Annotated in this window: 12 protein-coding genes; 3 read left to right on the forward strand and 9 right to left on the reverse strand. The window is 64.9% G+C overall.

What is annotated here, in order from left to right; translation table 11 throughout:
• Positions 1-444: 444 nt before the first annotated feature.
• The 7 genes from AC1DSN_RS11255 to AC1DSN_RS11285 all read right to left on the reverse strand — a co-directional run bounded on the left by AC1DSN_RS11255 (position 445) and on the right by AC1DSN_RS11285 (position 5,706).
• The gene (locus AC1DSN_RS11255; RefSeq protein ID WP_477294801.1) at positions 445-741 is read right to left on the reverse strand and encodes an STAS domain-containing protein; all 297 of its coding nucleotides are present in this window, start codon (positions 739-741) and stop codon (positions 445-447) included.
• Entirely contained in the window at positions 738-1,427 is a 690-nt protein-coding gene (locus AC1DSN_RS11260) for an MlaC/ttg2D family ABC transporter substrate-binding protein (RefSeq protein ID WP_213949381.1), read from the reverse strand. Before AC1DSN_RS11260 ends, AC1DSN_RS11255 begins: the two co-directional genes overlap by 4 nt.
• A 23-nt stretch (positions 1,428-1,450) precedes the next feature.
• A complete protein-coding gene (mlaD, locus tag AC1DSN_RS11265; protein ID WP_063573599.1) occupies positions 1,451-2,326 on the reverse strand; it encodes an outer membrane lipid asymmetry maintenance protein MlaD in 876 nt (291 codons plus the stop codon).
• A 58-nt stretch (positions 2,327-2,384) separates the two neighbouring features.
• Positions 2,385-3,155, reverse strand: a complete 771-nt coding sequence (mlaE, locus tag AC1DSN_RS11270) for a lipid asymmetry maintenance ABC transporter permease subunit MlaE (RefSeq protein ID WP_063573600.1) — start codon at positions 3,153-3,155, stop codon at positions 2,385-2,387.
• Positions 3,152-3,964 (reverse strand): ABC transporter ATP-binding protein, encoded by an 813-nt coding sequence (locus AC1DSN_RS11275; protein WP_477294804.1) that lies wholly within the window; start codon positions 3,962-3,964, stop codon positions 3,152-3,154. Before AC1DSN_RS11275 ends, mlaE begins: the two co-directional genes overlap by 4 nt.
• Positions 3,961-4,578, reverse strand: a complete 618-nt coding sequence (gene gmk, locus AC1DSN_RS11280; protein ID WP_213949379.1) for a guanylate kinase — start codon at positions 4,576-4,578, stop codon at positions 3,961-3,963. The genes AC1DSN_RS11275 and gmk overlap by 4 nt, the downstream gene beginning before the upstream one ends.
• Positions 4,579-4,770: 192 nt before the next feature.
• The gene (locus tag AC1DSN_RS11285) at positions 4,771-5,706 is read right to left on the reverse strand and encodes an AraC family transcriptional regulator (RefSeq protein ID WP_477330719.1); all 936 of its coding nucleotides are present in this window, start codon (positions 5,704-5,706) and stop codon (positions 4,771-4,773) included.
• A gap of 75 nt (positions 5,707-5,781) precedes the next feature.
• On the opposite strand from AC1DSN_RS11285, the gene AC1DSN_RS11290 reads away from it, so the two are divergent.
• Both AC1DSN_RS11290 and AC1DSN_RS11295 read left to right on the forward strand, forming a co-directional pair.
• Positions 5,782-6,756, forward strand: coding sequence for an oxidoreductase (locus AC1DSN_RS11290; protein WP_477294809.1), 975 nt, complete (start codon positions 5,782-5,784; stop codon positions 6,754-6,756).
• 91 nt (positions 6,757-6,847) lie between these two features.
• On the forward strand, positions 6,848-7,201 hold the full coding sequence (locus tag AC1DSN_RS11295) for a hypothetical protein (RefSeq protein WP_477330721.1): 354 nt from the start codon (positions 6,848-6,850) through the stop codon (positions 7,199-7,201).
• On the opposite strand, the gene AC1DSN_RS11300 is transcribed toward AC1DSN_RS11295, so the two are convergent.
• On the reverse strand, positions 7,195-8,556 hold the full coding sequence (locus AC1DSN_RS11300; protein WP_477330723.1) for an amidohydrolase family protein: 1,362 nt from the start codon (positions 8,554-8,556) through the stop codon (positions 7,195-7,197). The genes AC1DSN_RS11295 and AC1DSN_RS11300 overlap by 7 nt on opposite strands.
• Positions 8,557-8,576: 20 nt before the next feature.
• On the reverse strand, positions 8,577-10,760 hold the full coding sequence (locus AC1DSN_RS11305) for a penicillin acylase family protein (protein WP_477296308.1): 2,184 nt from the start codon (positions 10,758-10,760) through the stop codon (positions 8,577-8,579).
• 438 nt (positions 10,761-11,198) lie between these two features.
• On the opposite strand from AC1DSN_RS11305, the gene AC1DSN_RS11310 reads away from it, so the two are divergent.
• A partial coding sequence (locus tag AC1DSN_RS11310) for a glycosyltransferase (RefSeq protein ID WP_477330725.1) occupies positions 11,199-12,143 on the forward strand: 945 nt, incomplete at its 3' end.

A 12,143-nucleotide genomic window follows, 5' to 3' on the forward strand; every position in this document is an offset into this window, starting at 1 on the left:
GAACACCCAGCCGATGCGGAAGCGATTGCGGGCAACCGGTAGCGGAACGCCTTACTCGCGTCTGCGCCTCCACCGGCGTGCCTGCTTGCCTGCGAGCCTGACGACGATGCTGCCGCGCTTTCGCTCGACCCACGCGAACCTCAGGGTTGGGGAGAGTCTTCGGTGGCCACCCTCGAGGCGAGTTCCGCACAAGTGGAGCGGCCGTAGGCCAAATAAGTACACGGCCGCGCAGCGGCCTTTCCGGTACGGAACGCGGAGGACGTGTCTGAGCAGCGAGGGTGGGCACCGAAGGCTCTGCGCCGCTACGTCGGGGCGCCGAAGGCTCTGCGCCTCACCCCTCACGCAAGCGGCCGCGTGAGTTGGTAGGTCGAGGCAAGCAGCCGATCGCCGATGAATCGGCTCCTACACACACGCAAAGGCAGGAGCCGGGATCTGGCGTTGGCGTTAGAGCAGGTTTTCGACGCCTGAGACGCGCGCCAGCGCCTGCAGGCCTTCCGGCGTGTGGGTCACCACGAGCGTCTTGCCCTTCGTGCGCGCATGCGCCAGCAGGGCCAGCAGCGTGGCGAGGCCGGCGCTGTCGGCATGGGTGACGCCGCTGAGGTCGAGCGTGGTCTGGCCGCTACGGTCGAGCTCGGCACGGGCCGTTTCGAGCGCGCCGGCCGCCGTGGCGAACGTCAACGCACCGGACACGCCGAGGGTGCCCGGTGCCGTGGTCGTCAGCGAGAACGACGCCGGAATCACTTCTGGGCGCCGCCCTTGGCGCCACCGGTATCCTTCTGGATATCGTCGATCGCGGCACCGCCCTTCGATTCGAGGTCGGCGGTCAGCTTGTCGAGGCCTTCCTTCTTGATCTCGGCGTCGACCTGGTTGCGATAGTTCGAGATGTACGAAATCCCTTCGATGATCACGTCATACGCCTTCCAGTCGCCGCTGGCGCTCTTGCGGAACGCGTAGTCGACCGAGACCGACTTGCCGTCGTCGAGCATGACCTGCGTGCGGACCACGGTGCGCTTGTTGTTGAGATCGCCGGTGAACGGAAGGACTTTCACGCGGCCACGGGTGTAGTTGAGCAGGCCTTCGGCGTAACGGTGCGTGATCGAGTTGTAGAAGGCCTTGGCGAAGCGCTGGCGCTGCTCCGGGGTGGCCTTGCTGGCGTTCTGGCCGAGCACGAGGATCGACGCGTAGTCGATATCGAAGTGCGGCAGGAAGGTGTCGTCGATGACCGCGATCAGCTTCTCGTGATCGTTCTTGAGCTCGGCCTGGTGACCTTCGATGGCCTTGGCAAGGTCATCGGAGATCGTCTGCACGATCGCCTCGGGGCCGGGACCCTGGGTGGCGGACGCCGGCGCGGGGTCCTGGGCAAACGCGGGGGCGGCGATGACGCCACCGACGGCCAGAGCAATGGCAAGGGAAAGCTGACGCAACATGCGATGTCTCCTGGATTCCGGCCTTATTTCTTGCCGGAGTTGTCGGGTTGGGTGCCGCCCGAGGCGCCACCGGATTTGTTGTCGCTCGGCGAGCCGTTCACGAGGAACTTGCCGATCAGGTCTTCAAGCTGGAGTGCGGACTGGGTGAGGATCAGCTGGTCGCCTTCGGCGAGGAAGGTCGGCGAGCCGCCCGGCTGGATCGCAACATACTGGCTGCCGATCAAACCGCTTGTGAACACCGCGCCGGCCGAATCATCCGGTATCTGGGAGTAGCGCTTGTCGATCGCAAGAGTCACCGTGGCTTCGCTGCTRCCCGGCTTGATCGTCACCGCGTCGACGCTGCCAATGGGCACGCCGGCCATCTTCACCGCCGCGCCCGGCTGCAGGGCACCGACGTTGGTGAAGTTGCCGGTGACATGGAACGTGCCACCCAGGCGATCCGGGGCGCTGCCGCCACCGAAGAACTTGCCGATCATCTCTTCCAGCTGCTGGGCCGGACGGGTCAGGCCGATTTCGCCACCTTCCTTGACCGGGGTCTTGGACAAACCGAACTGGATGCCGACGTACTGGTCGCCGAGCAGGCCGCTGGTGAAGATCGTGGCCACGGAATCCTCGGGGATGTCCTTGTGGCGGTCGTCGATGGACAGGGTGACCTTGGCTTCTTCCTTGCCGGGAACAAGCTCGATCGCCTGCACGGAGCCGACGCGGACGCCGGCGATCTTCACCGGCGCGCGGTTCTTCAGCTGGCCGATGTTGGCGAAGTGGGTTTCCACCGTGTAGCTGGAGCCCTGGCTGGCGTTGGCGACCGACGTGGTCTGCGTGGCCAGGTAAGCGAGGGCGGCGAAGCCGAGCACGATGAACAGGCCGGTGCCGAAGGCATAGGAACGTCTCTGGGTCACGGCGCGATCCTCGAACGGGTAAAGAAGGAATGGACAGTCATGGCGGGTCTCCGGTGCCTCAGATCAGGAACGAGGTGAGGACGAAGTCCAGCGCCAGGATGGCGATGGACGAAGCGACCACCGTGCGGGTTGTCGCGTAAGCGACGCCTTCACTGGTGGGCGGCGTGGTGTAGCCCTGAAACACCGCGATCAGGGAGACCACGATGCCGAAGGCGAAGGATTTGAGCAGCACGCCGTCGATGATGTCCTTATGGACATCCACCGTGGCGGTCATGTTCGACCAGAACGTGCCGTTGTCGATGCCGAGCCAGGTCACGCCAACCAGATGGCCGCCGAACACGCCCATGGCGCAGAACACCACGGCGAGCAGGGGCAGCGCGACCACGCCGGCGAGGAAACGCGGGGCGATGACGTAGGCGATGGGATCGACCGCCATCATCTCCATGGCGTCGAGCTGGTCGGTCGCGCGCATCAGGCCGATCTCGGCGGTGACCGAGGTGCCGGCACGCCCGGCGAACAGCAGCGCCGTCACCACCGGACCCAGCTCGCGATAAATCGCGATAGCGACGACGGTCCCGGTGGCCGAGGTGCCGCCGAAGATCGAGAGCACGTCATACAGCTGCAGACCGAGCACCATGCCGACGAACAGGCCACAGGTCATCACGATGGTCAGGCTCATCGCGCCGACGAACCAGATCTGCCGGACGGTTTCGCGACCGTGGCGGAAGCTACGGGGAATCGCCGCGAGGATCGTCAGCAGGAAAAGCCCGCAGGCGCCGATCTGGGTGAGGCTGCGGACGACGACATTGTCATTCCTGGCGGTCGTCATGCCTTGCCTCCTGGGAAACCGAGCGCCGTGGCGTAGTCGCCGGCGGGATACTGGAACGGGACGGGACCGTCGATCTTCCCGCCGAAGAACTGCGCGGTCCACGGCGAGCCGTCACTGGCCAGCGTGGCCGGCGCACCCTGCGCGACGACCTTGCCGTTGGCGATGAGGTACACGTGATCGGCCACCTTCTGCACGGCGGCCAGCTCATGCGCTACCAGCACGGACGTAATGCCCAGCGTGTGGTTGAGCGTGCGGATGAGCAGGAGCACCTGGTTGAGCGAAATCGGATCCAAGCCGACGAAGGGCTCGTCGTAGAGGATCAGCGCGGGATCGAAGACGATGGCGCGAGCCAGGGCGACGCGCCGGGCCATGCCGCCGGACAGTTCCGTGGGCGACAACCGCGCCGCACCGCGCAGACCGACCGCCTCGAGCTTGTTCAGCACGATGTTGCGGATCAGCTCTTCGGGTAGCTCGGTGTGCTGGCGCAGCGGAAAGGCCACGTTCTCGAAGACGTCGAAATCGGTGAGCAGGGCCGAATTCTGGAACAGGTAGCCGATGCGCTCGCGCAACTCGAAGAGTTTCTCGCGAGAGAGCGAAGGCACGTTCTCACCGTCGACCTCGATGGTCCCGGCGTCGCCGCGCATCTGCCCGGTGATGTGCTTGAGCAGGGTGGTCTTGCCGGTGCCGCTGGGGCCCATGATCGCGGTGACTTTTCCGCGGGGGATGTCCAGATCGAGATGGTCGAAGATGGTCTTGCCGTTGAGGACCGTGGTCAGTCCGCGTACGCGGACGATGGCGTCGTCGGTCATGGTGCGAGAAGCTCCTCGATCAGCGCCTCGTGGCGGCGAGCCGACGCAGGCGTGCGCTGGCGGACGGCGCGAACGATCGCCTGGAGGTCCGCCAGGGCGTCCTCGAAACGGTCGTTGACGATGATGTAGTCGAACTCGTGCGCGTGGGCGATTTCCTCGCGCGAGTTGAACAGGCGACGCTCGATCACCTCGGGGGCGTCGGAGCCGCGGCCACGCAGGCGGCGCTCCAGCTCCACGCGCGACGGCGGCAGGATGAAGACGCTGACGCAGTCGGGCTTGCCCTTACGCACCTGCCGCGCGCCCTGCCAGTCAATCTCCAGGAGCACGTCGGCACCTTCGCAGAGCTTGCCTTCGACCACGGTGCGTGAGGTGCCGTACAGGTTGCCGTGCACCTCGGCGTGCTCGAGGAAGATGCCCTCGGCGATCTCGCTCTCGAAGTCCGTTCGCTCCACGAAGAAGTAGTGGCGTCCGTATTCCTCGCCCACGCGCGGCGGCCGCGTCGTATGCGAAATGGACAGCGAGATGTCCGGCTCGCGCTCGAGCAAGGCGTTGACGAGCGTGGACTTTCCGGCTCCCGAGGGCGCGGCGACCACGAACAGGGTGCCGTCGATCATCCGCGGGTCTCTGGTTGGACGTGCATGGTTTCTCCCGGAGCCGGCATCGCGAGCTGGGCAAAACGCGATTGTAGCGAACTCTTACATGTGGGAGCCGCTTCAGCGGCGAAAAGCCAACGGAGCGGCTTAGCCGCAGCCCTATCGCCGGCATGGCCGGCTCCCACATGAAGCCCTGACCTCAAATCGGACCCTCTAGACAGAGGTGGCCACCCCCGCATAACGACTCGGCGAAACCCCGACAATCCGCTTGAACGCGTGACTGAAGGCGCTCTCGGACGCGTACCCAAGGTCTCTTGCCAGCACGGCCACAGGAACGTCGCCCTGGCGCAAGGCGCGTTCCGCAAGCCTCATACGCCACCGCGCCAGGTAGGCCAGAGGAGCCACCCCCGCGGCAGCCTTGAACTGGGAAGCAAAGATGGTCCGCGACATCGCCGCCGCACTGGCCAGCTGGTCGAGACGCCAGGGCTTGCCAGGCTCGCCATGCATCATCCGCAGCGCCACGCCCAGGCGAGGATCGGCCGCCGCACGCAACCAACCGGCCTGTAGCGGGCCACCCGCCGACAGGTGGGCGCGGAGAATCTGGACGAACAGAAGGTGGGCCAACTGGGTCCTCGCCATGCCGGAGCCGGGCAGATCGCCACGACTTTCCTCAACCATCCGGTCGAGGATCCAGCGCATGGTCACCGCTTCCGGCGCCGATCCGCGCACGTGGATCATCGGCGGCAGGGCTTCGTGCAGCATCGGCGCGTAGGTCGGATGCAAACGGACATGGCCGCCGATCTGGAGCATGTCATCGCCCTCGCCCAGCGCCACGATCGGCGTGGTGCGACCGGCGAACACCTCACGTGCGTCGACCGGCGGGAGGGCGAGATCGCTGGCCAGCACGAAGCCGCGCTCGGCGACGAGGAGGACGATGTCGCCCGCTTCCATCCGCACCGTCGCGCCTTCGTCCAGGCGCAGCCAGCACCCGCCTCGCAGCGCGGCGAAAAACTTGAGTTTGTCCGGCGGCGGGAAGCGAATTGCCCAGTCGCCCCCTGCGGTGAAGCCGCCGGAGACCACCGACTCGACATCGGCCAGTCTCAGTACCTCGGAAATCGGATCGTCAGCCATGCCCGTACGATTGAGCATGGATGACGGACTTTCAAGCATTCATCGTTCGGATGGCGAGGCCTAACCTTGTCCGGACCCTACGAGGAGATCCCCATGTCCAGCGTCCAGACCCCCATCCATTCCGGTTTCAGCATGGCCAGTACGGCGGACGAGGTGCTCGCCGGTATCGACCTGACCGGCAAGACCGCCATCGTTACCGGCGGTTATTCGGGCATCGGCACCGAAACCAGCCGGGCGCTTCGTGCCGCCGGAGCGCGGATCATCGTCCCCGCCCGTGACCTGGCCAAGGCCCGGAAGACCCTCGAAGGGATCGACGTCGAGATCGAGCCCATGGACCTCGCCGACCCCGCTTCGATCGACGCCTTCGTCGAGCGCTTCCTCGCCCGTGGCGAGCCCCTGCACATCCTGGTGAACAGCGCCGGTGTCATGGCGATGCCGTTGACCCGCGACGCACGTGGCTACGAAATGCAGTTCGCGACCAACCACCTTGGGCACTTCCAGCTGACGACAGGGCTTTGGCCTGCCCTGAAGCGCGCTCACGGCGCGCGTGTGGTGTCGGTGTCGTCTCGCGGGCATCGGTTTGCCGGCGTGGACTTCGACGATCCCCACTTCGAACGCCGCGAGTACGACCCGTGGATGGCTTACGGCCAGTCGAAGACGGCGAATGTGCTGTTCGCGCTCGGCGTCGACAAGCGTGGCGAAGCCGACGGCATCCGCGCCTTCGCCCTGCATCCCGGCGCGATCATCACCGATCTCATTCGACATATGAGTGAGGACGACCTGCGCGCTCGCGGGGCGATCGACGACGAAGGCCGCCCGGTGGTCGATCTTGCTCGTGGATTCAAGAGCGTGCCGCAGGGCGCGGCGACCAGCGTCTGGTGCGCTACGAGCCCTCAGCTCGACGGCATGGGTGGCGTGTATTGCGAGGACGTCGAGGTGTCGCCAATTCTGGTCGACGCGGACAACACACCGGGTCGTGTCAGCAACGATGTCGGCGTGCGTCCTTGGGCGATCGACCCGGAGGCGGTGGAACGGCTGTGGACGTTGAGCGAAAAGCTCACGGTGTAACGATCCCTTTACGCTGATCCATCAAGGAAACGACGCGCCGTTAATGCGCAGCGGCGCATCGTTTATTTGCCCCGCGTGAAGGATCCGCGGCGTGCATCCAACCAATGAAAACCCAGCCTGCGCGGCAGTTCGCGACGGGCGGGCATGCGACTTCTGCGCGATCCGAGGCATCACCATGCGCATCGACAATCCCAACGGTTCCTTTGACTCCTATCCGTACCGCGTGCAGTTCGAGACGCTCCGCGATATGGAAAACGCCCGCCGCCACAACTGGTCGCCCGGCTACTACGACACCGCCGAGGGCACTTGGGGGCGCCGTCCCGGCGAATTAATCGACATCCCGCTCGCCGATGGCGAGCCGGGGCCGGACCAGGGCGACCCACCGTCGGATCCCGAGCCGATCGATGTCAAGCCGAGCGGCCGGGAGACGGCCGATGTCTACTGAGACGACGACTGCTGAGGCGACGACTGCTGAGGCGACGACTGCTTGTAGACCACACCACCCTTCATGACGAAGGCGACGTGCGCGAGCGTGCCGATGTCCTGCGTGGGGTCGCCCGGCACCGCAATGATGTCGGCGTCGAGGCCCGCTTTCAGCTGGCCGATGCGATCCTGCTGGCGAAGCACCTTCGCGTCGACAGCAGTGGCAGCGAGGAGTGCGCGCGCGGGTGACATGCCATCGCGCACCATCCAGGCGAGCTCCTTGTAGTTGTCGCCGTGGGTGAAGACGCCGACGTCGCTGCCGTTGCCGATGGTCACGCCGGCACCGAGCGCGAGCTTGAACGCGCGCGCCGCCTTCTGCATGGATTCGGTCGGCGGATCGCCCGGCTTCCAGCCGCCAAAGTATTCCGACGTGGCCGCGCTGGCTTCGAGCGTGGGCATGTAGGCGACGCCGTGCTGCTTCATCAGCGCGAAGACTTCTGGCGTGCCGTCGTAGCCGTGCTCGATGGTGTCGACGCCGGCCATGACCGAGCGACGCATGCCTTCGGCCGTCGTCGAGTGCACGGCCACCGGCAGGCCCATGCCATGCGCGGCGTCCACCGCCGCCTTCAGTTCCTCTTCGGTGAACGTCGGCACGGAGCCCTTCGCCTTGCCGCAGTGGTAATCGGCGTAGAGCTTGATCCAGTCCGCGCCGTGCGCCGCCTGGTCACGCACGGCATCCAGCATCTGCGCCGGCCCGCTCACCGGGATGCCGCCCTGCGGAATGTCCATGTCGTCGCGGAATCCAAGCGGGCCGGGCCCATAACAATGGGCGGCGATCGTGGCCCGCGTGGCGACGAAAAGATGCGGCCCGGGGATCACGCCTTTATCGATGGCACGCTGCACGTCTACATCGGCATAGCCCGCGCCTTCGGTGCCAAGATCGCGAAGGGCGGTGAAGCCCGCCATGAGTGTGTCGTTAGCATGCTTCACGGCTTCCACGGTGCGGAAGGCGAGCGTCTCTTTCATCACCTGGTCGTTCCAGGGCGTCTCGTTATACGGGTGCAGGAAGATGTGCGAGTGCGCGTCGATGAGGCCGGGGAGGATGGTCGTGCCGGGCAAGTCGATGGTCTGGGTACCGGCTGGCGCGGCGATCTTCCCGGCTGGCCCGACATCGAGAATCTTGTCGCCCTGAACGAGTACCACCCAACCCGCATGGGTCTGTTCGCTGCCTGCGTCGAAGACGCGATCGCCCTTGATCAGCCAGGGGTGGTCCGCCGGCTTTGACGTGGCCGATGGCTCTGCCGCGAACGAACCGCAGGCCATCGTCATGCAACCTGCGAATGCAAACGCCCTGCCCCACCCCGCCAACTTAGCCATGCCGCCCCCTGATCGATTCATCACTGTCCCGGATGATAGGTCCGTTCGATGTGCCCCTGCCGTTCCTCGGGCCAGAAGTACACCGTCCGCAGATTGCCGGTGGTGTAACGCTCCGCTTCATCGTTGAAGTGCGGCGACCCGGGATGCCCGCTTTCTCCGCCCGCCGTGATCGCACGCGCGTGCACCTTGTCGCCGAACTCCACGACGGCCACGAAGCTGTTGCCGCTGGTGCCGTAATAGCGCTTCGTCCCCAGCCAGCGATGGGCGCCGAACGAAGCTAGCGAGCCCCACCGCGACGACGTGAACGGCACCGGGATACTCGGCTTCGCATCGTCGAAGGGCTGCACGATGGCACCGTCCACGCGCTGGAAACGATTCACCTCGCCCCAGGGCACGCCCCAGCTCCCGAAGTCATGCTCGAGACGGTCGGTGGCCTCGACCAGGGCATTCAGGCGCACCTGCGGACCGGCCTTCTCCGCCATCCTGTCGTAGACCGACAGCCCCTCCTCCGAATCCAGCTTGCTGGCCTTGTCCCAGAGAATGTCGCCCCAGAAGACGGCCAGCGAGGTCGGCATGGAGGCAATACCCCAGCGGTAATCCCAGGTCCGCAGCAAGCCGATGGGTCCGGCGAGCTTCTGCTTCAGCGGGTCGCCTGCGGGCAACGCGTCGTAGTCGGCAATGAGGATGGGCAGCTGCCGCGCGAACGCCGGCAGGTAAGAATCGAACGCGGCATCGATCAGCGAGGCAAGCGTGAAGTCACGACGCCCGGTGAGCACGCGCGTCGCGTGCAGGCCACGAGGATTCTCGCCCACCGCATCCATGTATCGCGGAAAGTCGGCCTGCTTCGGGCTGTCGGGACCTGCCGCCGAGTACGGCCAGTCGTTGGTGTTGAATATCCAGCCGGTGGGCGGATTGAACAGACGCGGCGCCTTGTCCAGCGGCAGCAGTCCCTGCCAGTCCGTCGCCGGATCGCTGCCATCGACCGGCTTCGTATAGTCGAACCGATCGTCGCGCTTCGGGATGAACTGCGGATGCAGGTAGGCGATATTGCCCTTGTCGTCCGCATAGATCGTGTTGTTCGACGAGTTCGCCTTGAGCTCAGCCACCTTCATATAAGCCGCGTAATCGTTCGCCTTGGTGCGCAGCCAGCTCTGTTGCAGGGCCTCGAGTGGCTTGTTCATCAGGGCGATGGCGATCCACTTGTCGCCCTCCGTGCGCACGACCGGACCATGGTGCGTGGCATAGACCGTGAAGGTGCGTGCGGCGCGCGTGCCGTCCGCCGCGCGATATGGCACGACGATCTCGCGCGAGGTCACGGCGCGCAGTTCCTTGCCGTAGCGGTAGAACGGCTTGCCATCCTTCTGCACGATGGTCTCGGCGAATTCATCGACGACATCGGCACCGGTGGAGGTGTGCATCCAGCCGACATGCTTGTTGAAACCCTGGTAGATGAAGAACTGTCCCCAGGTAACCGCACCATACGCATCGAGGCCCTCGTCGCTCGACATCTGCAGTTCGGAACGGAAGAAGAACGAGGTGTGCGGATTGATAAGCAGCAGCGCGTGTCCGTTCGCGGTGAGTTTCGGTGCGATGGCGATGCCGTTCGAGCCGGTCGGCTCCTCCCAACTGGAAGGCGGTGTGAACTGCGCGAGCGCGCCTGCCGGATCCTTGCCGTAGAAGGCCTGCAATCCCCTCGTCGACACGCGCTCGATATCCCCGCCGATGCTGCCTTCGCTGAAGCTCAGCGCCATCCACGGTTCGAAGTGGGTAATCACACGTGGATGCACATCCGGATGCGTCGCGAGGTAGTAATTCAGTCCATCGGCCCAGGCGTCCATCAACGCGACCAGCCAGCGAGGGCTTCGCGCGTACATCGCCTTGAGTTGCGCCGGGTCGGTGAAGAGCTTCTGGCGAAGGTCCTGCCAGATGGCCGACTCGCCCTCCGCTTCGGCCGTGCGGCCGAGCGAGGTCAGGTAGTTGGTCTCTACGCGATTGAAGTCGTCTTCCGCCTGGGTATAGGCCATGCCGAACACGGCGTCGGCATCCGTGTGGCCGTGCACATGCGCGATACCCCAGTCATCGCGCTGGACGGTGACGGCCTGGGCCTCGTGTTTCCATCGGGTGGTGTCGTCGGCGGCGTGTGCGGCTCCTCCCGCCAGTGCGAGCACCACGAACATGGACAATGGCAGGCGACGTGCGCGCATCCGATCTCCCCTGGCAACCAACGAGACGTGCCCCCTGGGCACATAACGTCGGAGTATAGCCAAGCCGGGATGCGAAACTTCTCATGAGGATCGTTCACCGAAAACCTCACTACCCGCTTGCTCGAGACGATGATGCAAGCGGCGGCGTCGATGCCGCACTGCCTCCCGAGGCCTTCCAGGCAGCGCTTTGCGGGCACCTTAGTATTCGCTTACGCGCTCGTGTCACCCAATGTCCCCGTCTAATAGTGTCAAACACATCGACAGGGAGAACATTTCCCACGAAAGTCACGCGCCACGAAACCTGCATGAAACCTACGCCGCGTAGTTTCGAATGACCAGACTGTAAACGGCGGAGTCATTCGCGACCGAGGGCTCAGCGCAGGCGAGCAGAAGTGCGATCCGGCCGCACTCACCCCCTCAAGATATCGCGGACTCCCTATGCGCATTCATTACGTAGTTACGAGCCTTGAAGGTGGCGGTGCCGAATTCATCATTCCGGACATCGCCAAGGTGATCATGGATCTCGGCCATGACATTCATGTCTTCGCGCTCAAGCCTCGCGATCGCCTGACCGAGCCGAGGCTGATCGAGGCGGGCGTTCCCTATACGCTTCTGTCCGACCACGAGGCTTCAAAGTTCGGCAGCATCTACAGATATGCCAAAGCGGTGCGTGCATCCCCACCTGACCTGATCTGGACCTCGCTGAGCCAGGCGACGCGTGTCGGCCAGATCGTTGCCGGGATGTTCGGTATTCCTGTCGTGAGTTGGAAGCACAGCTCCGACGCGAAGGCGCACATTCGCCGAAACCAGCGCCGCTGCAAGTTATGGATTGCCGACTCGCGCGACGTCGCGCTATACCTTGAAGATTCGATGGGCGTCGAGAAAGACAGGATAGCGATCTGGCCGGTGTTCAATCCCGCCTCTCCGACGACACCGATCCCACGCTGGGATGGAACGGGCCCGCTCCGGATTGGCAGCACCGGCCGCCTTCATCCGCAGAAGAACTACGACCTTCTCATTCGCGCGGTGGATCGCATCCGCAGCGACGATCCGCACATCTACGATCGGCTCGACGTTTCGATTGCGGGCGACGGACCGCTTCGCGACGATCTGCAGAACCTTATTACGTCGCTCGCCTTGCAGGACAAGGTCAGGCTGGTCGGCTGGGTTTCCGACATTCCTGCCTACCTGCAAAGCCTGCACCTGTACGTTCAGCCTTCCGTTTACGAGGGTATGTGCATCGGGGCGCATGAGGCCATGGCGGCAGGTTTACCGATCGTCGCGACGCCGGTGGGCGAGCTGCGCCGAAGTGTCCAGCCCGGTCGAACCGGCGCGCTGCTCGGAGGCGATATCGTCAGCGGCATCGGCGCGGCGATACGGGGC

Source organism: Luteibacter sp. P4_D7_3, assembly GCF_056401735.1.

Coding starts and splice junctions, on each gene's coding strand:
- AC1DSN_RS11260 (WP_213949381.1), bottom strand. CDS start 1,427: ATGTTGCGTCAGCTTTCCCTTGCCATTGCTCTGGCCGTCGGTGGCGTC.
- mlaE (WP_063573600.1), bottom strand. CDS start 3,155: ATGACGACCGCCAGGAATGACAATGTCGTCGTCCGCAGCCTCACCCAG.
- AC1DSN_RS11275 (WP_477294804.1), bottom strand. CDS start 3,964: ATGACCGACGACGCCATCGTCCGCGTACGCGGACTGACCACGGTCCTC.
- gmk (WP_213949379.1), bottom strand. CDS start 4,578: ATGATCGACGGCACCCTGTTCGTGGTCGCCGCGCCCTCGGGAGCCGGA.
- AC1DSN_RS11285 (WP_477330719.1), bottom strand. CDS start 5,706: ATGCTCAATCGTACGGGCATGGCTGACGATCCGATTTCCGAGGTACTG.
- AC1DSN_RS11290 (WP_477294809.1), top strand. CDS start 5,782: ATGTCCAGCGTCCAGACCCCCATCCATTCCGGTTTCAGCATGGCCAGT.
- AC1DSN_RS11300 (WP_477330723.1), bottom strand. CDS start 8,556: ATGGCTAAGTTGGCGGGGTGGGGCAGGGCGTTTGCATTCGCAGGTTGC.
- AC1DSN_RS11305 (WP_477296308.1), bottom strand. CDS start 10,760: ATGCGCGCACGTCGCCTGCCATTGTCCATGTTCGTGGTGCTCGCACTG.